The sequence below is a fragment of the Blastococcus sp. TML/C7B genome (genome assembly GCF_016612845.1).
Taxonomy (GTDB): domain Bacteria; phylum Actinomycetota; class Actinomycetes; order Mycobacteriales; family Geodermatophilaceae; genus Blastococcus.
The window spans coordinates 1,104,380-1,130,141 of the sequence record NZ_JAEOAA010000001.1; the positions used below are offsets into that span (position 1 = coordinate 1,104,380).

Here is a 25,762-nt window from a genome sequence, read left to right on the forward strand (position 1 = left end):
CCGGCGGCCTGCGGCCGCGACCCAGCCGAGAGCGCACGGCCTCCGGGCCGTGCGCTCTCCGCATTCCCGGGGACCGCGTGTCGACATGGGGAGAACGGTGAATCGGTAGCGCGTCGACAATTGTCGACTTCGTTGCCGAATCGTGTCGAGGAATCGTGGTTCCGACACGCACCGGAATGGTTACGGCAACCATTTCCTGCCCTCTAGGTTCTGCCCGGAGCCGGCACCTCCCGGCACTTCCCACTCGTTCGACGACGGGTCGGGCAACCCTTGCGAGTGCGGAACGGAAGCGTGTGGCAATGGCGATGGCGAAGGGCAGGAGCGCCCGGAGGGGTCTCACGGACCTGTCGATCTCGAGCAAGATCCTGGCCTCGGTGGCCGTCGCCGTCGTGGCCGGCACGTCGGTCGGCGCCGTCGGCATCGTCTCGCTGGACGCCGCGGCGGACAACGCCGCGGACAGCTACGAGCAGAGCACCCGCGGCCTGGTCGAGGTCGGCGAGATGCGCGCCCAGCTGCTGACGCTGCAGCTGGACCAGGCGATGGCCTACCTGCAGCCCAGCGCCGAGCTGAAGAGCCAGTACTCGACGTCGTCCGCGGCCGCGGGCGTCGCGGTGGGTGACGCCGTGCAGCGCTACCTCGAGACCGACCCCACCCCGGCGCAGCGCGCGACGGCGCAGGACGTCGTCGACACCTACGCCACGTACACCAACCTGAACGACCAGCTCCTGCGGACCACCGACCAGGAGCTCATGGGCAGCCTCTACGCCCAGACGCAGCCGCTGATCCCCGAGATCGGCACGGGCATCGACGCCCTGCTGGCCTCCGAGACGGCGGAGGCCGAGGCAGCCGCCGACGCCGCGGCCGACACCGCATCTTCGGCGCGCGTGCTCCTGATCGCCGTGATGGCGGCCGGCTCGTTGCTGGCCCTGGGGCTCGGCTGGCTGGTGGCGCGGGCGATCCGGCGCACCCTGCTCGCCGTCCAGCACGTCGCCGAGGGCTTCGCCGCCGGTGACCTCACCCGCAGCACCGGCGTCGACCAGCGCGACGAGCTCGGCCGCACGGCCGCCGCTCTGGACGCCGCGCAGGTGGAGCTGCGCTCGGTCATGTCCGCCGTCGTCGCGTCGGCGGACGCCGTGGCCGCCAGCTCGGAGGAGCTGTCGGCGTCGTCGGCGCAGATCTCGGCCTCGGCGGAGGAGACCAGCGCCCAGTCCGGCGTGGTTTCCGGCGCTGCGGACGAGGTGAGCCGCAACGTGCAGACCGTGGCCGCGGGCGCGGAGCAGATGGGCGCGAGCATCCGGGAGATCGCGTCCAACGCCGCGGAGGCCTCGGAGGTCGCCGGCCGGGCGGTGCTCGCCGCGGAGCGGACGACGGCCACGGTCGCCAAGCTGGGCGAGTCGTCGGTGGAGATCGGCAACGTGGTGAAGGTGATCACGAGCATCGCCGAGCAGACGAACCTGCTCGCCCTGAACGCCACGATCGAGGCCGCGCGGGCCGGCGAGGCGGGCAAGGGCTTCGCGGTGGTCGCGAACGAGGTGAAGGAGCTGGCGCAGGAGACGGCGAAGGCGACGGAGGACATCGCCCGCCGGGTGCTGGCCATCCAGGGGGACACCACCGCTGCGGTGAGCGCCATCGAGGAGATCAGCAGCATCGTCGCGCAGATCTCCGACCGGCAGACCACCATCGCCTCGGCGGTGGAGGAGCAGACGGCGACGACCAACGAGATGTCGCGCTCGGTGCAGGAGGCGGCCTCGGGGTCGGGGCAGATCGCGGAGAACATCACCGGGGTCAGCGCCGCCGCGGACTCCACCAACCAGGCGTTGAGCCAGACCCGCGTCGCCGTCGACGAGCTGTCGCGGATGGCGGCCGACCTGCGCACCTCCGTGGGACGGTTCAGCTACTGACCGGCCTCTGAGCTCCTCCGACGTACCATCCGCGACGGGGTGGCGGCCCGCACCGGCCGCCACCCCGTCGTCGTCGTGACGGGTGTCGACAAACGGTCGCGCACAATGCGGTCACGGGCCATTTTCTGCGTCGTTGCGGCACTCGGTGCCACGCGGGGCTCACGATCGGACGGAATGGCGCGGCGGCCCGCCGCGCCGGTGCCGACCGAGGCGGTCGGTGCCACCCGTACGACGAAGGACGGCAGCACCCATGCGCACCACCCCCCGATCGATGGCCGACCGCTGGGCCGACCGGTCCGTCGCCACCAAGGTGCTGACGGCGGTGAGCGTCGGCACGCTGGTCGCGATCCTCATCGGCGTGCTGGGCATCGCCTCGCTGAGCTCGGCCGCGCAGCGAACCGAGGTCATGTACGAGGCCAATGTTCAGGGCGTCTCGAATGCCGCGGCCCTGCGCAACGCCCTGCAGAACGTGCGGCTGGCCAGCCGGGACGCCGCCCTCGCGATCGATCCCGCGACCGCCATGAACGAGCTGGAGGCCGTGCCCGGCTACGTGAGCCGGTTCGACGAGGTGCTCGCCGACTACCGCGCCGGCGCGGCGTCGACCGAGACCGCGGCGCTGCTCGACGACGTGGAGGCCGGCTTCGACGAGTACGTCGCCGGGATGGACACCGTCGCGGCGCTCCTGCAGGCGCAGGACCTGCCTGGCTGGCGGCAGTACAACGGCACCGTCCTCAAGCCGGTCTCCGACCGCGTGCAGGCCAGCGCGCAGGCGCTGCTCGACCTCGAGCGCGCCGAGGCCGCCGATGCGGCGACCGCGGGCCGCGACGAGGCAGGTTCGGCCCGGACCCTCTCCGTGGTCGTCATGGCCGTCGGTGCGGTCGTCGCCTTCGGTCTCGGCCTGGTCGTCGCCCGGGGAATCGCCCGCAACGTGCGACGCGTCCAGGACGTGGCGACGGCGCTGGCCGACGGCGACCTGACCCGCACCAGCGGTCTCGCCTCCGAGGACGAGCTCGGGCGCATGGGGCAGGCGCTGGACACGGCCGTGGGGTCGCTGCGCGAGGTCATGGCCGGTGTGGTCGGTTCGGCCGACGCGGTCGCGGCGTCGTCGGAGGAGCTGTCGGCGTCGTCGGCGCAGATCGCCGCCGGTGCGGAGGAGACCTCGGCCCAGGCGGGGGTCGTCTCCGGCGCCGCCGAGGAGGTGTCCCGCAACGTGCAGACCGTGGCCGCCGGTGCGGAGCAGATGGGTGCGTCGATCCGCGAGATCGCGTCCAACGCCGCGGAGGCCAGTGACGTGGCCGCCCGCGCGGTGGTCGCGGCGGAGACGACCACCGCCACCGTGGCCAAGTTGGGCGAGTCCTCGGCGGAGATCGGCAACGTGGTGAAGGTCATCACCTCGATCGCCGAGCAGACCAACCTGCTGGCGCTGAACGCGACGATCGAGGCGGCGCGGGCCGGTGAGGCGGGCAAGGGCTTCGCCGTGGTCGCCAACGAGGTGAAGGAGCTGGCGCAGGAGACGGCGAAGGCGACCGAGGACATCGCCCGCCGGGTGCAGTCGATCCAGGGCGACACGACGGCGGCGGTGGCCGCGATCGAGGAGATCAGCACGATCGTGGCGCAGATCTCCGACCGGCAGACCGCGATCGCCTCGGCGGTGGAGGAGCAGACGGCGACCACCAACGAGATGTCGCGCTCGGTGCAGGAGGCCGCGGCCGGCTCGGGCCAGATCGCGGAGAACATCACCGGCGTCTCCACGGCGGCGGACTCGACCACGCAGGCGCTGACCCAGACGCGGACGGCGGTGGACGAGCTCTCCCGGATGGCCGCCGACCTGCGCACCACGGTGGGCCGCTTCACCTACTGAACCGCGCGGGAGGGGTGACGACGAATGGGTCGCCACCCCTCCCGTCGCACCATTCCGTACACCGATCGACCGGTGACGGGAATGGCTGCTTGTCGACATCCGCGAGGAGGTCGCCGACCTTTCTCCGGCGTCGAGTTGCGACACGCGCCGCAATAGCGGATCGCACCGTCCGAAATGCCCCAGGCTCCTGCTCGTCCGACCCGTCAGTCACAGCAGGAGCTCCCGTGAACAGCAGCCCCACCCCCCGCCGTCGGTGGTTCGCCGACCGGCCCATCGCGGTCAAGATCGGGGCGGCCATCGCGGTGCTCGCGCTGGTGGCCGTGACGATGACCGTCATCGCGGTCACGCGGATTGGCTCGCTGAGCGCGGCCTCGGCCGAGATCAACACCAACGTCACCTCGCTGGCGGACCTGGCCAACATCCAGCGCAGCTGGCAGGGCGACCGGGCCCGCTACAACCAGTACGCGCTCGCCGACGAGACGACGCGCGCGGCGCTGGAGACCGACCTGGCGGAGCGGCGTCAGACCATCGAGCAGCAGCTCGACGACTACGCCCAGTACACGGTCAACAAGGAGGCCTTCGCGGTCTTCCGCGGCCACCTGGACGACTACTACGCGGCCGCCGAGGGCCAGCTCCTGCCGGCGGCCCGGGCCGGGGACCTCGTGACCGCGGGACAGGTGATCGCCGGACCGCTCCAGGACGCCGCGGACCTGGCCATGGACGAGTACCAGGCCGCTCAGGACCGGCGGGTGGCCGCGGGCCAGGAGGACACCGATGCGGCGGAGAACATGGCGTCGTCGGCCGTGCTCACGCTGTGGATCGCCCTCACCGCGGGTGTCCTGCTGGCGGGCGCACTGGCCTTCTACGTCGTCCGGCAGATGGTCCGCACGGTGAAGGACGTGCAGGCATCCGTGGTCGCGCTGGCCGAGGGTGACCTGACCGCCGTGCCGCCCGTGCACTCGCGGGACGAGCTGGGCCGGATGGCCGAGGCGCTGGGCGAGGCCCAGAGCCAGCTGCGGCTCGTGATGGCCGGCGTGGTGAGCTCGGCCGACGCCGTCGCGGCCTCGTCCGAGGAGCTCTCCGCCTCGTCGGCGCAGATCTCGGCCTCGGCCGAGGAGACCAGTGCGCAGTCGGGCGTGGTCTCCGGTGCCGCCGAGGAGGTCTCGCGCAGCGTGCAGACCGTCGCCGCGGGCGCGGAGCAGATGGGCGCCTCGATCCGCGAGATCGCCAGCAACGCCGCGGAGGCCTCGGAGGTGGCCGCCCGCGCGGTCACCGCAGCCGAGACGACGACGGCCACGGTCACGAAGCTGGGGGAGTCCTCGGTGGAGATCGGCAACGTGGTGAAGGTGATCACCAGCATCGCCGAGCAGACCAATCTGCTGGCGCTCAACGCGACCATCGAGGCCGCACGTGCCGGTGAGGCGGGCAAGGGCTTCGCCGTCGTCGCGAACGAGGTCAAGGAGCTCGCCCAGGAGACGGCCAAGGCCACGGAGGACATCGCCCGCCGGGTGCTGGCCATCCAGGGCGACACCACCGCCGCGGTGAGCGCGATCGAGGAGATCTCGAGCATCGTCGCGCAGATCTCCGACCGGCAGACCACGATCGCCAGCGCGGTCGAGGAGCAGACGGCGACCACCAACGAGATGTCGCGCTCGGTCCAGGAGGCCGCCTCCGGGACCGTTCAGATCGCGGAGAACATCACCGGCGTCTTGACGGCGGCGAACTCCACCACGCAGGCGCTGACCCAGACGCGCACCGCGGTCGACGAGCTCTCCCGCATGGCCGCCGACCTGCGCACCAGCGTGGGCCGCTTCACCTACTGAGGGACGTCAGGGCGGGGTGACCGGCACGCCGGTCACCCCGCCCACGACGCCTGACCCTCCCGGCACATCGACCCGCTCCAGAAGGACAGAACCGCCATGCCGCACAGCACGACCAGCCCAGCACGTCGGAGGAGCCTCGGCGTCCGCAGCAAGATCCTCGCCGTGGGCGCCGCGGGGATGGCGGCCGCCGTGGCGGTGGGCGGCTTCGCGATCGCCGGCCTCGGCGCGCCGGCGACAGCCTCGACGAGGTCACCGCCCTCGCGGACGCGGCCGACTTCGTGCAGAGCGTCCAGACCTACAACGCCGACGTCAGCGGGTGGCAGGTCTCCTACGCGTGGGACGCCCGCCGGCTGGGCGGCGTCGCCGCGGTGCAGCCGACCGAGGGTGGCAACCGGGCCGGCTTCCTCGACATCAGCGAGAAGCTCCGGGTGGAGCTCTCGGACGCCCCGACGGAGGTGCTCACCGACGACGAGCGCGCCGTCGTCGAGCAGATCGACGCCCGGTGGGACGACTTCTTCGCGCTGGACGACCAGGCCGCCGCCCTGTACGCGCAGGACACCCTGGGAGGCCATCGACGCCGCGGACCAGGTGATCCTGCAGGACGGTTCGGCGTCTACTACGACCTGCTGGACCTGACGAGCACCCTCCGGGAGTCGCTCGACGACCGCCTCGCCGACGCCAGGACGGCGGCGGACGAGCAGCAGGCACGGACCACCCAGATCATGGTGGGCGTCATCGTCCTGGGTGCGCTCGTCCTCGCCGTCGCGCTCGCCTGGCGCGGCGCAATCCCGGCCGCTCGGCGCGGTCGTCGACGTGGCCACCGCCCTGGCGGCCGGCGACCTGACCCGCACCAGCGGTCTCGCCTCCGAGGACGAGCTCGGGCGCATGGGGCAGGCGCTGGACACGGCCGTGGGGTCGCTGCGCGAGGTCATGGCCGGTGTGGTCGGTTCGGCCGACGCGGTCGCGGCGTCGTCGGAGGAGCTGTCGGCGTCGTCGGCGCAGATCGCCGCCGGTGCGGAGGAGACCTCGGCCCAGGCAGGGGTCGTCTCCGGCGCCGCCGAGGAGGTGTCCCGCAACGTGCAGACCGTGGCCGCCGGTGCGGAGCAGATGGGTGCGTCGATCCGCGAGATCGCGTCCAACGCCGCGGAGGCCAGTGACGTGGCCGCCCGCGCGGTGGTCGCGGCGGAGACGACCACCGCCACCGTGGCCAAGTTGGGCGAGTCCTCGGCGGAGATCGGCAACGTGGTGAAGGTCATCACCTCGATCGCCGAGCAGACCAACCTGCTGGCGCTGAACGCGACGATCGAGGCGGCGCGGGCCGGTGAGGCGGGCAAGGGCTTCGCCGTGGTCGCCAACGAGGTGAAGGAGCTGGCGCAGGAGACGGCGAAGGCGACCGAGGACATCGCCCGCCGGGTGCAGTCGATCCAGGGCGACACGACGGCGGCGGTGGCCGCGATCGAGGAGATCAGCACGATCGTGGCGCAGATCTCCGACCGGCAGACCGCGATCGCCTCGGCGGTGGAGGAGCAGACGGCGACCACCAACGAGATGTCGCGCTCGGTGCAGGAGGCCGCGGCCGGCTCGGGCCAGATCGCGGAGAACATCACCGGCGTCTCCACGGCGGCGGACTCGACCACGCAGGCGCTGACCCAGACGCGGACGGCGGTGGACGAGCTCTCCCGGATGGCCGCCGACCTGCGCACCACGGTGGGCCGCTTCACCTACTGAACCGCGCGGGAGGGGTGACGACGAATGGGTCGCCACCCCTCCCGTCGCACCATTCCGTACACCGATCGACCGGTGACGGGAATGGCTGCTTGTCGACATCCGCGAGGAGGTCGCCGACCTTTCTCCGGCGTCGAGTTGCGACACGCGCCGCAATAGCGGATCGCACCGTCCGAAATGCCCCAGGCTCCTGCTCGTCCGACCCGTCAGTCACAGCAGGAGCTCCCGTGAACAGCAGCCCCACCCCCCGCCGTCGGTGGTTCGCCGACCGGCCCATCGCGGTCAAGATCGGGGCGGCCATCGCGGTGCTCGCGCTGGTGGCCGTGACGATGACCGTCATCGCGGTCACGCGGATTGGCTCGCTGAGCGCGGCCTCGGCCGAGATCAACACCAACGTCACCTCGCTGGCGGACCTGGCCAACATCCAGCGCAGCTGGCAGGGCGACCGGGCCCGCTACAACCAGTACGCGCTCGCCGACGAGACGACGCGCGCGGCGCTGGAGACCGACCTGGCGGAGCGGCGTCAGACCATCGAGCAGCAGCTCGACGACTACGCCCAGTACACGGTCAACAAGGAGGCCTTCGCGGTCTTCCGCGGCCACCTGGACGACTACTACGCGGCCGCCGAGGGCCAGCTCCTGCCGGCGGCCCGGGCCGGGGACCTCGTGACCGCGGGACAGGTGATCGCCGGACCGCTCCAGGACGCCGCGGACCTGGCCATGGACGAGTACCAGGCCGCTCAGGACCGGCGGGTGGCCGCGGGCCAGGAGGACACCGATGCGGCGGAGAACATGGCGTCGTCGGCCGTGCTCACGCTGTGGATCGCCCTCACCGCGGGTGTCCTGCTGGCGGGCGCACTGGCCTTCTACGTCGTCCGGCAGATGGTCCGCACGGTGAAGGACGTGCAGGCATCCGTGGTCGCGCTGGCCGAGGGTGACCTGACCGCCGTGCCGCCCGTGCACTCGCGGGACGAGCTGGGCCGGATGGCCGAGGCGCTGGGCGAGGCCCAGAGCCAGCTGCGGCTCGTGATGGCCGGCGTGGTGAGCTCGGCCGACGCCGTCGCGGCCTCGTCCGAGGAGCTCTCCGCCTCGTCGGCGCAGATCTCGGCCTCGGCCGAGGAGACCAGTGCGCAGTCGGGCGTGGTCTCCGGTGCCGCCGAGGAGGTCTCGCGCAGCGTGCAGACCGTCGCCGCGGGCGCGGAGCAGATGGGCGCCTCGATCCGCGAGATCGCCAGCAACGCCGCGGAGGCCTCGGAGGTGGCCGCCCGCGCGGTCACCGCAGCCGAGACGACGACGGCCACGGTCACGAAGCTGGGGGAGTCCTCGGTGGAGATCGGCAACGTGGTGAAGGTGATCACCAGCATCGCCGAGCAGACCAATCTGCTGGCGCTCAACGCGACCATCGAGGCCGCACGTGCCGGTGAGGCGGGCAAGGGCTTCGCCGTCGTCGCGAACGAGGTCAAGGAGCTCGCCCAGGAGACGGCCAAGGCCACGGAGGACATCGCCCGCCGGGTGCTGGCCATCCAGGGCGACACCACCGCCGCGGTGAGCGCGATCGAGGAGATCTCGAGCATCGTCGCGCAGATCTCCGACCGGCAGACCACGATCGCCAGCGCGGTCGAGGAGCAGACGGCGACCACCAACGAGATGTCGCGCTCGGTCCAGGAGGCCGCCTCCGGGACCGTTCAGATCGCGGAGAACATCACCGGCGTCTTGACGGCGGCGAACTCCACCACGCAGGCGCTGACCCAGACGCGCACCGCGGTCGACGAGCTCTCCCGCATGGCCGCCGACCTGCGCACCAGCGTGGGCCGCTTCACCTACTGAGGGACGTCAGGGCGGGGGTGACCGGCACGCCGGTCACCCCCGCCCACGACGCCTGACCCTCCCGGCACATCGACCCGCTCCAGAAGGACAGAACCGCCATGCCGCACAGCACGACCAGCCCAGCACGTCGGAGGAGCCTCGGCGTCCGCAGCAAGATCCTCGCCGTGGGCGCCGCGGGGATGGCGGCCGCCGTGGCGGTGGGCGGCTTCGCGATCGCCGGCCTCGGCAGCGCCGGCGACAGCCTCGACGAGGTCACCGCCCTCGCGGACGCGGCCGACTTCGTGCAGAGCGTCCAGACCTACAACGCCGACGTCAGCGGGTGGCAGGTCTCCTACGCGTGGGACGCCCGCCGGCTGGGCGGCGTCGCCGCGGTGCAGCCGACCGAGGGTGGCAACCGGGCCGGCTTCCTCGACATCAGCGAGAAGCTCCGGGTGGAGCTCTCGGACGCCCCGACGGAGGTGCTCACCGACGACGAGCGCGCCGTCGTCGAGCAGATCGACGCCCGGTGGGACGACTTCTTCGCGCTGGACGACCAGGCCGCCGCCCTGTACGCGCAGGACACCCCGGAGGCCATCGACGCCGCGGACCAGGTGATCCTGCAGGACGGGTTCGGCGTCTACTACGACCTGCTGGACCTGACGAGCACCCTCCGGGAGTCGCTCGACGACCGCCTCGCCGACGCCAGGACGGCGGCGGACGAGCAGCAGGCACGGACCACCCAGATCATGGTGGGCGTCATCGTCCTGGGCGGCGCGCTCGTCCTCGCCGTCGCGCTCGCCGTGGCGCGGCGCATCACCCGGCCGCTCGGCGCGGTCGTCGACGTGGCCACCGCCCTGGCGGCCGGCGACCTGACCCGGACCAGCGGCGTCGTGCAGGGCGACGAGGTCGGCCGGACCGCGGCGGCGCTCGACGAGGCCATCGGCACCCTGCGGGTGGTGCTGGGCCAGGTGGCCGGCTCGGCCGATGCGGTGGCCGCGTCGTCGGAGGAGCTGTCGGCGTCGTCGGCGCAGATCTCGGCGTCGGCGGAGGAGACCAGCGCGCAGTCCGGCGTGGTGTCCAGCGCTGCCGAGGAGGTGTCGCGCAGCGTCCAGACCGTCGCTGCGGGTGCGGAGCAGATGGGTGCCTCGATCCGCGAGATCGCGTCCAACGCCGCGGAGGCCAGTGACGTGGCCGCCCGCGCGGTGACCGCCGCGGAGCGGACCACCGCCACGGTGAGCAAGCTGGGGGAGTCCTCGGCCGAGATCGGCAACGTGGTGAAGGTCATCACCTCGATCGCCGAGCAGACCAACCTGCTGGCGCTGAACGCGACGATCGAGGCGGCGCGGGCCGGTGAGGCGGGCAAGGGCTTCGCCGTGGTCGCCAACGAGGTGAAGGAGCTGGCGCAGGAGACGGCGAAGGCGACCGAGGACATCGCCCGCCGGGTGCAGTCGATCCAGGGCGACACGACGGCGGCGGTGGCCGCGATCGAGGAGATCAGCACGATCGTGGCGCAGATCTCCGACCGGCAGACCACGATCGCCTCGGCGGTGGAGGAGCAGACGGCGACCACCAACGAGATGTCGCGCTCGGTGCAGGAGGCCGCGGCCGGCTCGGGCCAGATCGCGGAGAACATCACCGGCGTCTCCACGGCGGCGGACTCGACCACGCAGGCGCTGACCCAGACGCGGACGGCCGTGGACGAGCTCTCCCGGATGGCCGCCGACCTGCGCACCACGGTGGGCCGCTTCACGTACTGAACCGCGCCGTCCCACCCGGGACGGCGGGTGCCGATAACAGCTCAGACGGCCGCGGCGGGCGGCGGATTCACCTTGACTCCCCCGCCCGCCGCGCCGAAACACCACCGGGACGAACGCGTCCCGGCGCGAAGCAGAGAGAAGGACAACCCGTGGACGGTCTGGACGACATCGTCGAGGAGTTCCTGGTCGAGAGCCACGAGAACCTCGACCAGCTCGACTCCGACCTGGTGGCGCTGGAGCAGGAGCCCAACTCCCGCGAGCGGCTGTCCAGCATCTTCCGGACCATCCACACCATCAAGGGCACCAGCGGCTTCCTGGCCTTCAACCGGCTGGAGGAGGTCACGCACGTCGGCGAGAACATGCTCTCCCGGCTGCGGGACGGCGAGCTGGCGCTGACGCCGCACCGCACCACGGTGCTGCTGCAGATGGTCGACACGGTGCGCGCGCTGCTGGCCTCCATCGAGGCCAGCGGCGGCGAGGGCTCGGTCGACGTCTCGGCCGCCGTCGCTGCGGTCACCGCCGCGATGGAGGACGCCCCGGCGCCGGCCGCCGCGCCGGTCGAGGCAACCGTCGAGGCCCCCGCCGAGCCGGTCGCAGCCGCGACCGCCACCACGACGGCGACCACGACGGCGACCAAGCCCGCCGCCAAGCCCGCCGCCAAGACCGCCCCCAAGACCGCCGCCAAGGCACCCGCCAAGCGCGCCCCTCGCGGCAAGGCCGCCGTCCCCGCGCCGGCCCCCGTACCCGCCGACGAGCTCATCGAGGACGTGACCACCCCCGTGCCCGAGATCCGGTCCGAGGAGCCCACCCCGGAGCCGACCCCCGATCCGGCCCTGGACGCCACCCCGGACGCCCCCGAGCAGGAGGCGCCCGCGGCCGAGGGCACCGGCGGTCAGCCGCGCCGCGCCGTCGCCGACAGCACCATCCGGGTCGACGTCGACCTGCTCGACGAGCTGATGCTGCTCGTGGGCGAGCTGGTGCTCACCCGCAACCAGATCGTGCAGAACGTCGCGCGGCAGACCGACACCGACCTGATCCGGGCCTCGCAGCGGCTGAACCTCATCGCCAGCGAGCTGCAGGAGGGCGTCATGAAGACGCGCATGCAGCCGATCGACCACATCTGGTCCAAGCTCCCGCGGGTCGTCCGCGACCTCGGGGCGAACCTGAAGAAGTCGATCCGCCTGGAGATGGAGGGTCGCGAGACCGAGCTCGACAAGACCCTGCTCGAGGCGGTCAAGGACCCGCTGACCCACCTGGTCCGCAACTCCGTCGACCACGGCATGCGAGGCGCCCGAGGCGCGCAAGAAGGTCGGCAAGCCCGCCGAGGGCGTGCTCACCCTGCGCGCCCGCCACGAGAGCGGCCAGGTCGTCGTCGAGGTCGCGGACGACGGCGCCGGCATCGACCCGCAGAAGGTCGGCGCCAAGGCCGTCGAGCGCGGCGTCGTCACGCCCGAGGCGCTCGCCCGCATGAGCCCGCAGGACATCCTGCAGATGATCTTCCTGCCGGGCTTCTCCACCGCCGCCGCGGTCACCAACGTCTCCGGTCGCGGCGTCGGCATGGACGTGGTCAAGACCAACATCGAGTCCATCGGCGGCACCATCGAGGTCGAGTCCGACCCCGGCATCGGCACCGTCTGCCGGCTGCGCATCCCGCTGACCTTGGCGATCGTCCCGGCGCTGACCGTCGAGTGCGCCAGCGACCGCTACGCCATCCCGCAGATCAGCCTGCAGGAGCTGGTCAGCCTGGACGCCGAGAAGGCCGCCAACGCCGTCGAGGAGGTCGGCGGCGCGCAGGTCTACCGGCTGCGCGGCGAGCTGCTCCCCCTCGTCCGGCTCACCGACGTCCTGGGCCTGACCTCCGAGCGGCACGACGGCCACGTCGTCATCGCCGTCCTCCGCTCCGAGGGCCGGCGCTTCGGCCTGGTCGTGGACCGGGTCATCAACACCGAGGAGATCGTCGTCAAGGCGGTCGGCGGGCAGCTCAAGCAGATCGGGCTCTACTCCGGCGCCACCGTGCTGGGTGACGGCACGGTTGCGCTCATCCTCGACGTGCAGGCCCTGGCCCGCCGCGCCCTGCGCACCGAGACCGCCGAGCGCCAGGAGTCCCGCGCGTCGGTGAGCTCCGCGGCCGCCGCCGAGACCGAGCGGCAGCGGATGCTGCTGGCCTCCATCGGCGGGGGGCGCCGCGTGGCGATCCCGCTGGACACCGTCACCCGGCTCGAGCAGGTCCGGGCCGACGCGGTGGAGAAGGTCGGCAACCGCGAGGTGGTGCAGTACCGCGGCGCGATCCTGCCGATCGTCCGGCTGGACCGGCACCTGGGCGCCTACGGCGAGAGCGACCGCGAGGTGCTCGAGGTGATCGTCTACGCCGACTCCGGCCGCAGCGTCGCGATCGTCGTCGAGGAGATCCTCGACATCGTCGACGGCGAGGCCGCGGTGCGCAGCGACATCGACGACCTGGGCCTGCTGGGCTCCGCCGTCCTGGGGGACCGCGTGACCGAGCTGCTCGACGTCCGCGCCGCCATCCTCGCGGCCGACCCGGCGTTCTACGCCGGCCACGCCGCCTCCTCCCCCGACCCCGCGACGCCGGCCGGCGTCCCCGGCTCCTACCTGGAGGTCTGACGTGACCCTCACGACCGACTCCGCCGCGGACGCGGTGGCCCCGGCCACCAGCGGCCAGCTGGCCACCTTCCGCCTGGACGGCGACCTCTACGGCGTCGAGGTCGCGCACGTGCAGGAGGTGCTGCGCAGCCAGCAGCTCACCCGCGTGCCGCTGGCGCCCAGCGCCGTCGCCGGCCTGATCAACCTGCGCGGCCAGGTGGTGACGGCGATCGAGCTGCGCGAGCGGCTCGGCCGCCCGGCCCGCCCCGAGGGCACCGACGCCGTCGTCATCGTCGTCCGGCTCGACGGCGAGGCGGTGAGCCTGCTCGTGGACTCCATCGCCGACGTCGTCGACGTGGACGCCGCGGACTTCGAGGCGCCGCCGGACACGCTCGAGGGTCCGGCCCGCGACCTGATCCGCGGCGCCTACAAGCTCGACGGCTCGCTGCTGCTGGCGCTGGACGTGCACAAGGCCGTCAGCGCCTAGTCACTCAATGCAACCGTCCGGTGACGCATCTTCACCGGACACGCGGCCGTCATCCCGACATGGTCCTGCCATGGGGTGACGGCCGCGTGGCGTTCCGCAGTCGTTACCGCCAGCATGGGGTGTCCGATCCCCGGTCCTGGAGGCGCTGCCGTGCCCTACACGTTGGTCAGTGCCGCCACCCTCGGGTTCGACCTGGTCCGCCTCCCGGCCGGCCGCCAGGTGGCGGGCGTGCTGCTCTCCGCCCTGCAGGCCGACGACGCCGCGCTGGCCCGCCTCGGCGCCGCACACCCGGCCCGCGGGCTGGAGCACGGCCAGCGGCTGACCCTCGCCGTCCGGTCCCGCCGGGCCCGCGAGATGGCCGTCTCCGTGCCGCACGTGCGCACCGCCGCGGCCGGGGCCCGCGCCGCCGGCGATCGGGCCGCGATCCTGGTCGAGCAGCTCGAGCAGGGCACGATCGGTGACGCCCCCACCCTGGAGCGGCTGCTCCGCGACGACGTGCTGAGCGGCGAGCACCCTGCCGCCGGCCTGCTCGACGCCGGCCTGCTCGCCGAGGCCGCCGACGTCCTCGCCGACGCGGCCGTCGGCTACTGGGCCGCGGGCGTGCTCCCGCCCCTGGTGCGCCGCGAGCTCACCGCCTCCTACGACCGGGTGGCCGACACCGCGCCCCCGGCCGGCCCGGAGAGCCTCGACCTGGGTGCGCCCGGGGCCGAGCTGACCGCGTTCCTCGACGGGCTGCGCGCGCTGGACGACGCCGGCCGGGCCCGCTGGCGGGCCGCGGTGGACGAGGGCCGCGCCGAGCGCCGCCCGTGGGCCACCGCCATGCACGAGGCGTCCTGGGCCGCGCACGTCTCCGGCCGGACCCGCGTGCTGGCCACCGCGCAGCTGCACGCCGTCCAGGCCTTCCTCGACGCCGGCTTCGACCGGCACGACGGCGCGGCCGGTGCGTGGAACGCCGTCGCCGGGTGCGTGCAGGGCATCGCGATGGCCGACCTGCTCGACGAGGGCGCGCTGACCGTCCTGCGCGCGCCCCTCACCCGCGCCGCCTGAGCCCCCTCCCCCGCCGTCGCGGGCCGCGGCCGGGGCTGCCGACGGCGGGAACCCGCAGGTCCGCGGGCTGCTCCCGAAAGGGCCGGGGCCATCGTCCCGGAATTGTCGACAAGGCACCGAGATGCCTTTTCGACCGCCATTCGTGCGGTCATCCGGGAATTGCGTAACGGTTGCGTCCGTCGCCTTTTCTTTCCCCGTGGTGCGGTCGATGCTCCTGGTGCGGATGTGACGACGGGAAAGCCCCGGAATGCGCATCCCGCAGTCGGCCGGCCCTGCTCAAGAAGCGGGGGAACGGTGCCGATGGAGCAGTGATCAGCCTGTCGGGCTGCGCACCGGCAGGAACCAGGAGGACGCACGTGAAGCCCATCCGGGTGATGGTGGTCGACGACTCGGTCGTCGTCCGCAAGATCGTCACCGACGTGCTGTCCGAGGACCCGGGCATCGAGGTGGTGGGCACCGCCGTCAACGGCAAGGTGGCCCTGAGCAAGCTCGCCGCGCTGGCCCCCGACCTGATCACGATGGACATCGAGATGCCGGAGATGAACGGCATCGAGGCGGTCCGCGCGATCCGCGGCAGCCGCAACCGCGTCCCGATCATCATGTTCAGCACGCTCACCGAGCGCGGCGCGACCGCCACCCTCGACGCGCTCTCCGCGGGCGCCAACGACTACGTCACCAAGCCGGCCAACGTCGGCAGCGTCGCGCAGTCCATGGAGAGCGTCCGCGAGCAGCTCATCCCCAAGATCAAGGCGCTCACCGGCCGCCCCGTGGGCCCGGTCCGCACCGCCGCGCCGATCCCCCCGCCGCGCCCGGCCCCGCCGCGCGCCACCCCGACCAAGAAGCCCGCCGTCCTGGTGATCGGCTCCTCCACCGGTGGACCGGAGGCGCTGGCCAAGCTGCTGCCGCAGCTGCCGGCGACCCTCCCGGTGCCGGTCCTGGTCGTGCAGCACATGCCCCCGGTCTTCACCCGCCAGTTCGCCCAGCGCCTCGACCGGCTCTGCGCGCTGCGGGTGGTCGAGGCGACCGACGGCGTGCCCCTGCAGCCGGGCACCGTGCACCTGGCCCCCGGCGACCACCACCTGCTGGTCCGCCCCGGCCGCGGCGCGCACACCACCGGCCTGACCCAGGGCCCGCCGGAGAACTTCTGCCGCCCCGCCGTCGATCCGTTGTTCCGCTCCGCCGTCGCCGCCTACGACGGCGCGGTGCTCGGCCTCGTGCTCACCGGCATGGGCTCCGACGGCCGCAACGGCGCCGCCGAGATCCGGGCCGCCGGCGGCACCGTGCTCGCCCAGGACCAGGCCACCTCGGTCGTCTGGGGCATGCCCGGCGCGGTCACCCAGGCCGGCCTGGCCGACGAGGTCCTGCCGCTGGACCGCATCGCCGAGGCGCTCGGCCGCCACCTGTCGGGCGTCCCCGCCCGCGTCCCCTCCCCCGCCACCGCACCGGTGCCCGGCCGCGCCGTCCTGTCCGGAGGCATCCGATGACCCTCACCACGACGAGCTTCGACTGGGTGCGCCAGCTGGTGCACAAGGAGAGCGCGATCGTCCTCCAGCCCGGCAAGGAGTACCTGGTGGAGGCGCGGCTGCTGCCTATCGCCCGCCAGGCCGGCCTGAGCGACGTCTCCACCTTCGTCGAGAAGGTGCGGACCCGTCCGGACGCCGACAGCACCCGCCGGATCGTCGAGGCGCTCACCACGAACGAGACCTCGTGGTTCCGCGACGGTGACCCGTTCACGGCGCTCACCTCCACGGTGCTGCCCTCGCTGCTCAGCGCGCGCGGCCCCAACGAGCGGCTGCAGATCTGGTCGGCGGCCTGCTCGAGCGGGCAGGAGGCGTACACGATCGCGATGCTCCTGGAGGACGCGCTGCCCAACGCCGCGTCCCGGATCTCGATCACCGCCACCGACATCTCCCGCGAGATGGTCGAGCGCACCCGGGCCGGCCGGTTCAGCCAGCTCGAGGTCAACCGCGGGCTGCCCGCCCCGATGCTGGTCCGGCACTTCACCCGGGCCGGCAACGAGTGGGAGGTCGCGCCGGCGCTGCGCCGCATGGTGACGGCGAGCCAGTGCAACCTGGCCGCGCCGCTGCCCCGGATGGGCCCGTTCGACGTGGTCTACCTGCGCAACGTGCTCATCTACTTCGACCTGCCCACCAAGCAGGCGATCCTCCGCCGGGTCCGCGAGCTCATGCGTCCCGACGGCTGGCTGTTCCTCGGCGCGGCTGAGACCACGCTCGGGGTGGACGACTCCTGGTAGCGGGTCGTCGTCGGCCGCAGCTCCGCCTACCGCCCGTCGAAGGGGAAGTGATGCGTGCTCTGGTGATCGACGACTCGCGCGCGATGCGCCGGATCGTCTCCGGGATCCTCGGGGATCTCGGCTACGAGACACAGCAGGCCGGGCACGGCCGCGAAGGCCTGGACGTGCTCGAGGGCCTGGGGCGCGAGGAGCTGCCCGACCTGGTCTGCGTCGACTGGAACATGCCGGTCATGGACGGGCTGCAGTTCGTCTCCGCCGTCCGCTCCAACCCGGGCTGGCGCTCGATGACGATCATGATGGTCACCTCCGAGAGCGAGCACACGCAGATCGTGCGCGCCCTGGCCGCCGGCGCCCACGAGTACGTGATCAAGCCGTTCACCGCCGACGCCATCGCGCGACAAGCTCGCGCTGCTCGGCCTGCTCCCCCAGGAGGCCGCGCTGTGACGACCCTCGACTCCGGCGAGCGCCGCCGCGGCAGTGACACCCGCCCGCTCATCACCGAGCTGATCGACGAGGGCACCGTCGAGTCGATCGCCCAGGAGGCCTGGATCTCCCTGGTCGGCGAGGACGAGGTGCTCGTCCCGCTGCCCGGCGGCCCGGCCACCGACCCCGTCTCCAGCTGGGTCGACGTCGTCGGCCCCTGGACCGGCAGCGTCGTCCTCACCACCGGGCGCCGCACCGCCGAGGAGCTCACCCGCGCCCTGCTGCGCGAGCACTCCCCCGCGGTGCTCGAGGAGGAGGACGTCGCCGACGCCTTCGGCGAGATCGCCAACGTCGTGGGCGGCAACGTCAAGGCCGCGCTGCCCGGGCCCTCCGGGCTGAGCCTCCCCGACGTCGGATCCGCCCCCGCGCTCCGCAACCCCGCCGACCTCTGCCGCGTGGAGCTGCAGTGGCGCGGCGAGCCCGTCTCCATCTCCGTGCAGGGAGCGCTCCCGCCGCTCCCCGCCCCCCGCTGACCCGCACCTGCTCGCCGGAAGAACGAGGTACCGCTGTGAAGATCCTGATCGCCGACGACAGCCGCGTCATGCGGCAGATCGTCATCCGCACGCTGCGGCAGGCGGGCTACGACGACCACGACATCGTCGAGGCCGAGGACGGCGCCGACGCGCTGGCCAAGGTCGGTTCCGAGAAGCCCGACCTGGTCCTGTCGGACTGGAACATGCCCAACATGACCGGGATCGAGTGCCTGCAGGCCCTGCGCTCGTCGGGCTCCGCCGTCCCGTTCGGCTTCGTCACCTCGGAGGGCTCCCCGGAGATGCGCGAGCGGGCCGCCAACGCCGGCGCGCTGTTCCTCATCGCCAAGCCGTTCAACGAGGAGACGTTCCAGGAAGCCCTCAGCGGGGTGATCGCGTGACCGCCGCCGGCACCATCCCCCTGCCCGCGGCCAAGGACGTCCGCGACATGCTCACCGGCCTGGTGGGCAAGCCCGTGGCCGTCACCCCCGGCGCCCCCGTCACCCCCGCGCCCGACCGGCCGGTCTCCGTGGCCGTCTACGTCGACCCGCACATGAACGTCAACGCCCTGTGCCTGATGGACCTGGGGGCGTCGGCCTACACCGGCGGTGCCCTGGCCCTGCTGCCCCCCGGGGGCTGCCAGGACGCCGTCGAGGAGGACGGCGAGCTGACCGGCATGCAGGTCGAGGCGCTGCACGAGGTCGTCAACGTGCTCGCCGCGCTGTTCAACACGCAGGGCGCGCCGCACTCCAAGCTGCACAAGCTCTACGCCCCCGGCGAGGAGCTGCCCGGCGACCTGGCCGGCATGCTCGCCGCCTTCAACCGGGTGGACCTGGCCATCGAGGTCCCCACCTACGGCAAGGGAGCTCTCTCGCTCGTCCTGCCGTGACAGAGACGCCCCGGGGCGGCGCCGGAACTCGCGTTCCCGCCGCCCCGGGCGCATGTCCTCCCTCAGGCGGGGACGGACTCCCGGTCGTCGACCGTGCTGGGCAGGCAGGCCCACACGTGCTTGGCGCCGGTGTCGACGTACCAGCCGTGCGCGACCGCCAGCCGCGCCACCAGCTGCAGCCCCATGCCGCCCTGCGCCGGGTCGCGGTCCACCGTCGGCGCCGGGACGATCTCGGGCGCCCGGTCGCTCACGTCCAGCAACCAGCCGCCGGAGCCGGCGATCACCGTGGCGACCACCGGCGTCTCGCCGTGCCGCAGCGCGTTCGAGGCCAGCTCGTCGAAGGCCAGCACCAGCTGCTCGCTGGAGCCGTCCCCGTCGTCGTCGTGCGGGAACCCGGCGTCCCCGAGGCGGCGGCGGAGACCCTTCCGGGCCGCGGGCAGCTCGGCGAGCGCGCGCAGGTGCCAGCGCCACACCTCACCGCGGCCGTCCGGCAGGGGTCGCAACGGCCAGGCCAGTCGACGCGCCATGCCTCTCCCTCGATCGCCCTGTGCTGGACGCCTCGGGGAATGCCCCCGAGGGCGGCCCGGAAAACCGCCGGAGGGGCGTGTCGTGGCCGTCCGGGGCCGTGGTCCTGCTCACCAGGGGTGATTTCCGCGGCCTCCCGGCCGTCGCTCGTGAGGCGGCGACCCCGGCATGGGGCACAGTGGGCGCCGTGATCCCGGACGAATCGGCCCCGATGCCGGGCGACCTGCTGCTGCAGGCCGTCGCCGGCATGCAGCGGCCGATGTTCGTCCTGGACGAGGAGTGGCGGTTCCGCTACGTCAACCCGGCCGGCGCCCGGGTGCTCGACCGGACGGTCGAGGGGCTGCTCGGCCGGGACATCTGGCTGGAGTTCCCCGAGGCCGTGGGCGGGCCGTTCGAGGCGCTCTACCGGGAGGTGCGGGCGACCGGGGGCACCGGCGGCACCGAGGCGTGGTTCGGCCCGCTGGGCAAGTGGTTCCGCGCCGACGCCTTCCTCACCGGGGCCGGGCTCGTCGTCACCTACGACGACGTCACCGAGCAGCGCCGCATCGCCGAGGAGCGGGCCGCGGCGGTCGACGCCCGCGAGCAGGCGGCCGCGGCCGCCGCCTCCGCCGCGCGCGACGCCGAGCGGGCCGGCCGGCACCTCATGCTGCTGGGCGACATCAACCTGGCCATGACCTCCACGATCGACACCGACGAGGCCGTCCAGCGCTTCGCCGAGCTCGTCGTCCCGCAGCTGGCCGACTGGTGCATCGTCACCGTCCTCGACCCGGACGGGACGCGCCGGGACGTCGGCCGCGCGCACCGCGACCCGGAGCTGGCGCCGGCGATGCACCGCTATGCGGACCTGCGGATCGCGGGCACCGCGGCGACGGCGCCCGTGCAGGCCCTGCTGCGCGACCCGAAGCCGATCGTGCTGCCCGAGCTCACCCCCGAGTTCGTGCACGCGATGGTCCCGCTCGAGGAGGCGCGGACCGCGCTGGAGCCGCTCGCCCCGGCCGCGGCTGCGGCGTTCCCCCTCGTGGCGCGCGGTGAGGTGATCGGTGGCATCACGCTGGTCAACGGCCGCGACCGCGGCGCGCACACCCCCGTCGAGCTGCGGACGGCGGAGATCGCCTGCCGCCGCGCGGCGCTCGCGCTGGACAACGCCCGGCTCGCCGCCGCCCAGCAGCAGGTGGCCGAACGGCTGCAGCTGAGCCTGCTCTCCCCGCCCGTGCAGCCCGACGCCCTCGAGCTCTCCGTGCGCTACCGGCCGGCGACGCAGGGCATCGCGATCGGCGGCGACTGGTACGACGCGTTCCTGCAGCCCGACGGCGACACGGTGCTGGTCATCGGCGACGTCATGGGGCACGACATCGACGCCGCGGCCGCGATGGGCCAGGTCAAGACCCTGGTGCGCGGCATCGGCTACGACCGCCGGGACGCCCCCGCCGGGCTGCTGCGTCGGGTCGACCACGCGATGGTCGGGCTGGACGTGCCGGCGATGGCGACGGCGCTGGTCGCCCGGATCGAGCTCGGCGTCGACGACGACGGCCGCCCCGCCCGCCGGCTGCGCTGGGCGACCGCCGGGCACCCCGATCCACTCCTGCTGCTCGACGACGGCACGGTGCTCGACCTCTCGGCGCCGGTGGGGCCGCCGGTCGGCATCGGCTGGCTGGGTCCGCGCACCGACGCGACCTGCCCGCTGCCCGACGGCAGCACGCTGCTGCTGTTCACCGACGGGCTCTTCGAGCGGCGCAGCATGCTGCTGGACGAGGGGCGTGACGTGCTGCGCGACCTCGTCGCCCGCTCGGCGGGGCTGCCGCTGGACGAGCTGTGCGACCGGCTCCTGGCCGGGATGCTCGGCCCCGACGTGGAGGACGACGTCGCCGTCCTGGCAGTCCGGGTGCACCCGCTGGCCGCCGAGCGGCCCGCGGAGGCCGGTCCGGAGGTGCTCCCGGTGGCGCTGCCCGCCCCTTAGGCGAGGCTGATCGCGAAGGCCGTGAGGAAGCCGACCGTGGTGATCAGCCCGGTCCAGGCGTGGGTGTCCTCGAACGCCTCGGGGATCATCGTGTCGGCGATCATGGTGAGGATGGCGCCGGCCGCGATCGCCGTGATGACGGCGACGGCCTCGGGTGGTGCGCCCCCGAGCAGGGCGTAGCCGAGCAGCGCCGCCAGCGCGCTGACCAGCGCGATGCCGCCCCAGACGCCGAAGACGTAGCGCGCGGAGCGCCCGCTGTTCTTCATGCCCGCGGCGCTGGACAGGCCCTCGGGCACGTTGGAGATGAAGACGGCGGCCAGCACCGACAGGCTCACCGACCCGCCACCGATCAGTCCCAGCCCCAGGACCACCGATTCGGGGATGCCGTCGAGCAGCGCGCCGATGGCGATCGCCGCTCAGCTGCCGGACTGCTCGGACTCCGACGGCTGCTGGGCCCCCGACCGCTTGCGGTGGCGGGCACCGCGTCGGGCGAGGAGGAGGTTGGCGGCGAGGTAGACGACCGCGCCGGTCAGGAAGCCGATGGCGGTGGCGGTGAGCCCCCCGGTGTCCGCCGCCTCCTCCATGAGGTCGAACGCGACGGCGGAGATGAGGACGCCGGAGCCGAAGGCCATCACGGAGGCGACGACCTTCTGCGGCACCCGCACGAACCAGGCGATCAGCGCGCCGAGGACCAGCGCACCCCCGCCCAGCAGCCCCCACAGCCCCGCTTCCGCCCACGTCGGCACGGGCCGAGCCGTGCCCCGCGGGCGGCCGGACCAACCCCGGGGCGCCCGCCGGACCAGCGAGAACTGTCAGACCCCGTCCGTAGCTTCGTGGTGTGCAGACGTTGGCGGGGACCTCCGTGGTGGAGGGGATGCTCATCGACTGGGTGGCTGCCCGGCCGGAGGCGCACCTGGACCTGCCGGCCGAGTGGCTGGATGACGTGCAGGTGGCCGGGGAGCTGGGCCGGATCGAGCGGGACCGGGCGCGGCAGACCGCGCGGGAGGCGCTGCTGATCCTGCGGTTGGCGGAGCTGCGTCCCGACACCGACGACCCGGCACCGGGGACGGCCGGGTGCGCGGCGGCGGAGTTGGCGGAAGACCGATCCGGAGTTCGCCGGGGTGAGCGAGTTCTTCGTCGAGGAGGTGGCGCACGCGCTGAACCTGGGGCGGGGGACGGCGGCGTTCCGGGCGCGGCGGGCGTTCACCTGGCGGGACAACCTGCCGGCCACCTTCGCGTTGTTGCGGCGGGGGGAGATCGACGAGCGGCGGGCCGGGGTGCTGGCCGATGCGCTGCAGGCCACGACGCCGGCGCTGGCGCAGGCGGTGGAGGCCGCGCTGCTGCCGGGGGCGGGGGAGTTGTCGCTGGCGCGGCTGCGGGAGCGGGCGCTGGCGCTGCTGGCCGAGCTGGACGCGGCGGCGGTGGAGGAGCGGCGGGCGGAGGCGCAGCGGGCCGCCGACGTGCGGGTGGCGCCCACCGTGGACGGCATGGCCACGCTGACCGGTGAGCTGACCGTCGAGGAGGCGGCGGCCTGCTACGCGGTGATCGACCAGCTGGCGGCGATGGCGAAGGCCGACGGCGACGAACGGCCGATCGGGCAGATCCGCGCGGCGGTGATGGCGATGCTGATCCTGCGTCCGGCCGATCACGGGCTGGGTGGGGTGTCGGTGCAGCTGACCGTGACCGCCGCTTTGGACGGTCTGGCCGGGGACACCGCCGCGGGCGGTGAGGTCGCGGGGTTCGCGGTCACCGCCGCGCAGCTGCGCGAGCTGCTGGCCCGGGTGGAGGCGCTGGGGTTGACCACGCCGGCCGGGGGGTCGCTGTCGTTCGCGCTCACCGATCAGCGGGGGCGGCTGCTGGCCACGGTGACCGCCGGGGAACTCGCCCGCCTGGCGGCGAAGGGCTGCCCGCAGCACCCCGACGCCGACGCCGACGCCGACGCTGACGATGGCTGTGGCTGCGCCGTGCTGGGGGTGCCGGAGGACACCGCCGGCTACGAGCCGCGGGCGGGGCAGCGGCGGTTCGTCGCCACCCGGGACCGGCGCTGCCGGATGCCGAACTGCGGGCAGCGGGTCGGCTGGGCCGACCTGGACCACGTGGTCGCGCACGCCGAGGGTGGGGCGACGTCGTGCGCGAACCTGTGCTGCGCCTGCCGCTCCCACCACCGGCTGAAGACCTTCGCCCGCGGCTGGCGGTTCCGCATGGACCCCGACGGCACGCTGCACGTGACCAGCCCCTCGGGCATCACCCGCACGACCCGCCCACCGGGCCTGCGCCCACCGGAACCACCACCCTCACCACCCGACCCCGCCGACGACCCGCCACCGTTCTGACCACGTCGTCGCTCCCGGTGTCGTCGCAGCGCCCGCCGTAGGGCAGAAAGGCCATTTCTGCCCTACGGGGGTCAGTCGGGGTGGCGCAGCAGGTAGCGGCCGAAGTGCGGCACGGTGAACGCGATCTGGCCGCGCTCGGCGGAGTACACGAGGCCCTTCTTGATCAGCGAGTCGCGCGCGGGGGAGAGGGACGCGGGTTTGCGGCCGAGGGAGACCGCGACCTCGGACGTCGCCACCGGGGCCCCGCCGGGGCCGCCGAGCTCGGCCATGGCGTGCATGTACTCGCGCTCGGCGGGGGTGGCCCGGTCGTAGCGGGAGCCGAAGAAGCCCACCGCGAGCTCCGCCTCGGCGACCGGCGCGGCCATGGCGACGTCGTCGGTGGTGATGGGGGAGGCGGCCGCGACGTCCCAGGTGACCTTGCCGTATGCCTGGACGAAGTAGGGGTAGCCGTCGGCGGCCTCGTAGAGGGCGTCCAGCGCGCCCGGCGCGAACTCGACGCCCTCGCGCTCGGCGGGGGCGATCAGGGCGCGGTCGGCAGCGTCCCGCTCAAGCCGGTCGATGCGCAGGTACCGGAACAGCCGCTCGGAGTAGCTCTTCGAGGCGCTCAGCACGGCCGGCAGGTGGGGGAGGCCCGCGCCGACGACGATCAGCGGCGCCCCCTGCTGGGAGAGCTCGTGGCAGGCGGCGCAGATGGCGGAGACGTCGTCGGGCTGCACGTCCTGCATCTCGTCGATGAACAGCGCGATCCCGCTGCCGATGTCGGCGGCGACGCCGGCCGCGTCGCTGAGCAGCTCGACCAGGTCGATCTCCATGTCGCCGGAGTCGGCCCGCCCGGTCGCGGCGGGAACGTCGATGCCGGGCTGCCAGCGGTCGCGGACTTTGGCGTCGGCCGGCGTGACCCGTTGCGCGAACGCCTTGACCACGCCGAGCACCTCGGCGACGGACTCCTGGTCGCCGTGCCGGGGGCCGAGCTCGCGCAGCGCCATGTGCAGGGCGGAGGAGACCGGGCGCCGCAGCGACTGTTCCGGCCGGGCCTCGATCTTGCCGGTGCCCCAGCCGCGCGAGATCGCCGCCGACCGCAGCTGGTTGAGCAGCACGGTCTTGCCGACGCCGCGCAGCCCGGTGAGCACCAGCGAGCGCTCGGGGCGGCCGTGCGCAATCCGCTCGAGCACCACGTCGAAGGCGGAGAGCTCGGTGTCGCGGCCGGCCAGCTCCGGGGGGCGCTGCCCGGCGCCGGGGGCGTAGGGGTTCCGCACGGGATCCATGTCGAGCACGGTATGCCGTCGTCTAGCGATCGCCCTAGACATCGGTAGAACGACCTAGCGCGTGTCGCGGACGCCGACCGGGAGCCGTCGAGGTCCGTCTGCGGCCGTCTAGACACGACTCTAGAGAGCCCGAGACGGGCGCAGATCCCCGTACTGGACGCCGGCGAGCGCTAGCGTCGCCGTCGTGATCAAGTTCTTCCTCAAGGTGGTCATCCTCGGCGCGGTCTTCTACGGGCTGACCTACTTCGAGGTGCTCCCCGGCCTCCACGTCGACCCGAACCCGGACGGCCCGCTCGGCGAGTACGGCACCTACCTGTGGATCGGGCTGATCTTCGGCGTCGTCAACGCGATCGTCGGGCCGGTGCTGCGGCTGCTCTCGCTGCCGTTCGTGCTGCTGACCCTGGGCCTGTTCCTGCTGGTCATCAACGCGGCGCTGCTCGGGCTCACGGCGGCGATCACCGACCGGCTCAGCATCGACGGCTTCGGGACGGCGATCATCGGCGGCCTGATCCTGGCCGTCGCCGGCTGGGCGGCCGACCAGGTCCTCGACCGCTGAGCCTCGACCGCTGAGCCCCGGCC

At 73.4% G+C, this 25,762-nt stretch carries 22 protein-coding genes and 1 pseudogene; 18 read left to right on the forward strand and 5 right to left on the reverse strand.

Going from position 1 to position 25,762, the window contains the following annotated elements; translation table 11 throughout:
- The first annotated feature begins 305 nt into the window (after nt 1-305).
- The 3 genes from JKP76_RS05330 (at nt 306) to JKP76_RS05340 (ending at nt 5,585) form a co-directional block, all read left to right on the forward strand.
- Nucleotides 306-1,901, forward strand: coding sequence for a methyl-accepting chemotaxis protein (locus JKP76_RS05330; RefSeq protein ID WP_242471192.1), 1,596 nt, complete (start codon nt 306-308; stop codon nt 1,899-1,901).
- A gap of 250 nt (nt 1,902-2,151) precedes the next feature.
- Nucleotides 2,152-3,762: a methyl-accepting chemotaxis protein gene (locus JKP76_RS05335; protein WP_200489860.1), complete on the forward strand. Its 1,611-nt coding sequence runs from the start codon at nt 2,152-2,154 to the stop codon at nt 3,760-3,762.
- Between the two features lie 224 nt (nt 3,763-3,986).
- Nucleotides 3,987-5,585: a methyl-accepting chemotaxis protein gene (locus JKP76_RS05340; RefSeq protein WP_200489861.1), complete on the forward strand. Its 1,599-nt coding sequence runs from the start codon at nt 3,987-3,989 to the stop codon at nt 5,583-5,585.
- Between the two features lie 32 nt (nt 5,586-5,617).
- Here JKP76_RS05340 and JKP76_RS05345 read toward each other — a convergent pair whose 3' ends face one another.
- Nucleotides 5,618-6,406 (reverse strand): hypothetical protein, encoded by a 789-nt coding sequence (locus JKP76_RS05345; RefSeq protein WP_200489862.1) that lies wholly within the window; start codon nt 6,404-6,406, stop codon nt 5,618-5,620.
- On the opposite strand from JKP76_RS05345, the gene JKP76_RS05350 reads away from it, so the two are divergent.
- From JKP76_RS05350 to JKP76_RS05405, 12 genes and pseudogenes are all read left to right on the forward strand, one after another.
- On the forward strand, nt 6,399-7,313 hold the full coding sequence (locus JKP76_RS05350; RefSeq protein ID WP_375335625.1) for a methyl-accepting chemotaxis protein: 915 nt from the start codon (nt 6,399-6,401) through the stop codon (nt 7,311-7,313). The two genes, JKP76_RS05345 and JKP76_RS05350, sit on opposite strands and share 8 nt — an antisense overlap.
- A 224-nt stretch (nt 7,314-7,537) precedes the next feature.
- On the forward strand, nt 7,538-9,136 hold the full coding sequence (locus tag JKP76_RS05355; RefSeq protein ID WP_200489861.1) for a methyl-accepting chemotaxis protein: 1,599 nt from the start codon (nt 7,538-7,540) through the stop codon (nt 9,134-9,136).
- A 98-nt stretch (nt 9,137-9,234) separates the two neighbouring features.
- Nucleotides 9,235-10,872, forward strand: coding sequence for a methyl-accepting chemotaxis protein (locus JKP76_RS05360; RefSeq protein WP_200489863.1), 1,638 nt, complete (start codon nt 9,235-9,237; stop codon nt 10,870-10,872).
- 149 nt (nt 10,873-11,021) lie between these two features.
- Nucleotides 11,022-11,909, forward strand: a pseudogene (locus JKP76_RS20385) (Hpt domain-containing protein); the annotation flags it as partial.
- Nucleotides 11,910-12,201: 292 nt separating this feature from the next.
- Nucleotides 12,202-13,494, forward strand: coding sequence for a chemotaxis protein CheW (locus JKP76_RS20390; RefSeq protein WP_309232852.1), 1,293 nt, complete (start codon nt 12,202-12,204; stop codon nt 13,492-13,494).
- Between the two features lies 1 nt (nt 13,495).
- On the forward strand, nt 13,496-13,960 hold the full coding sequence (locus tag JKP76_RS05370; protein WP_200489864.1) for a chemotaxis protein CheW: 465 nt from the start codon (nt 13,496-13,498) through the stop codon (nt 13,958-13,960).
- A gap of 150 nt (nt 13,961-14,110) precedes the next feature.
- Nucleotides 14,111-15,007, forward strand: coding sequence for a hypothetical protein (locus JKP76_RS05375; protein ID WP_200489865.1), 897 nt, complete (start codon nt 14,111-14,113; stop codon nt 15,005-15,007).
- 356 nt (nt 15,008-15,363) lie between these two features.
- Complete coding sequence (locus tag JKP76_RS05380; protein WP_200489866.1) at nt 15,364-16,491, forward strand: chemotaxis response regulator protein-glutamate methylesterase; 1,128 nt, start codon at nt 15,364-15,366, stop codon at nt 16,489-16,491.
- Nucleotides 16,488-17,261 (forward strand): protein-glutamate O-methyltransferase CheR, encoded by a 774-nt coding sequence (locus tag JKP76_RS05385; protein WP_200489867.1) that lies wholly within the window; start codon nt 16,488-16,490, stop codon nt 17,259-17,261. The genes JKP76_RS05380 and JKP76_RS05385 overlap by 4 nt, the downstream gene beginning before the upstream one ends.
- A 50-nt stretch (nt 17,262-17,311) precedes the next feature.
- The gene (locus JKP76_RS20395; protein ID WP_242471193.1) at nt 17,312-18,217 is read left to right on the forward strand and encodes a response regulator; all 906 of its coding nucleotides are present in this window, start codon (nt 17,312-17,314) and stop codon (nt 18,215-18,217) included.
- Between the two features lie 35 nt (nt 18,218-18,252).
- A complete protein-coding gene (locus tag JKP76_RS05400; RefSeq protein WP_200489869.1) occupies nt 18,253-18,615 on the forward strand; it encodes a response regulator in 363 nt (120 codons plus the stop codon).
- A complete protein-coding gene (locus tag JKP76_RS05405; RefSeq protein WP_309230064.1) occupies nt 18,612-19,103 on the forward strand; it encodes a hypothetical protein in 492 nt (163 codons plus the stop codon). Before JKP76_RS05400 ends, JKP76_RS05405 begins: the two co-directional genes overlap by 4 nt.
- 62 nt (nt 19,104-19,165) lie before the next feature.
- Here the strand turns inward: JKP76_RS05405 and JKP76_RS05410 are convergent, their stop codons facing one another.
- Entirely contained in the window at nt 19,166-19,630 is a 465-nt protein-coding gene (locus tag JKP76_RS05410) for an ATP-binding protein (RefSeq protein WP_200489870.1), read from the reverse strand.
- A gap of 185 nt (nt 19,631-19,815) precedes the next feature.
- Here JKP76_RS05410 and JKP76_RS05415 point away from each other — a divergent pair, with 185 nt between their 5' ends.
- Nucleotides 19,816-21,585, forward strand: coding sequence for a SpoIIE family protein phosphatase (locus tag JKP76_RS05415; RefSeq protein ID WP_200489871.1), 1,770 nt, complete (start codon nt 19,816-19,818; stop codon nt 21,583-21,585).
- Here the strand turns inward: JKP76_RS05415 and JKP76_RS05420 are convergent.
- Nucleotides 21,582-21,956 carry a hypothetical protein gene (locus JKP76_RS05420; RefSeq protein WP_200489872.1) on the reverse strand — a complete coding sequence of 125 codons (375 nt, stop codon included), beginning with the start codon at nt 21,954-21,956 and terminating at the stop codon, nt 21,582-21,584. The two genes, JKP76_RS05415 and JKP76_RS05420, sit on opposite strands and share 4 nt — an antisense overlap.
- A gap of 45 nt (nt 21,957-22,001) precedes the next feature.
- On the reverse strand, nt 22,002-22,331 hold the full coding sequence (locus JKP76_RS05425; RefSeq protein ID WP_200489873.1) for a hypothetical protein: 330 nt from the start codon (nt 22,329-22,331) through the stop codon (nt 22,002-22,004).
- 375 nt (nt 22,332-22,706) lie between these two features.
- Here JKP76_RS05425 and JKP76_RS05430 point away from each other — a divergent pair, with 375 nt between their 5' ends.
- Nucleotides 22,707-23,918 carry a DUF222 domain-containing protein gene (locus JKP76_RS05430; protein WP_309232853.1) on the forward strand — a complete coding sequence of 404 codons (1,212 nt, stop codon included), beginning with the start codon at nt 22,707-22,709 and terminating at the stop codon, nt 23,916-23,918.
- 71 nt (nt 23,919-23,989) lie between these two features.
- Here JKP76_RS05430 and JKP76_RS05435 read toward each other — a convergent pair whose 3' ends face one another.
- Entirely contained in the window at nt 23,990-25,183 is a 1,194-nt protein-coding gene (locus tag JKP76_RS05435; RefSeq protein ID WP_200489874.1) for an ATP-binding protein, read from the reverse strand.
- Between the two features lie 184 nt (nt 25,184-25,367).
- Between JKP76_RS05435 and JKP76_RS05440 the strand changes: the two genes are divergently transcribed.
- On the forward strand, nt 25,368-25,739 hold the full coding sequence (locus tag JKP76_RS05440) for a phage holin family protein (RefSeq protein ID WP_200489875.1): 372 nt from the start codon (nt 25,368-25,370) through the stop codon (nt 25,737-25,739).
- Nucleotides 25,740-25,762: the final 23 nt, after the last annotated feature.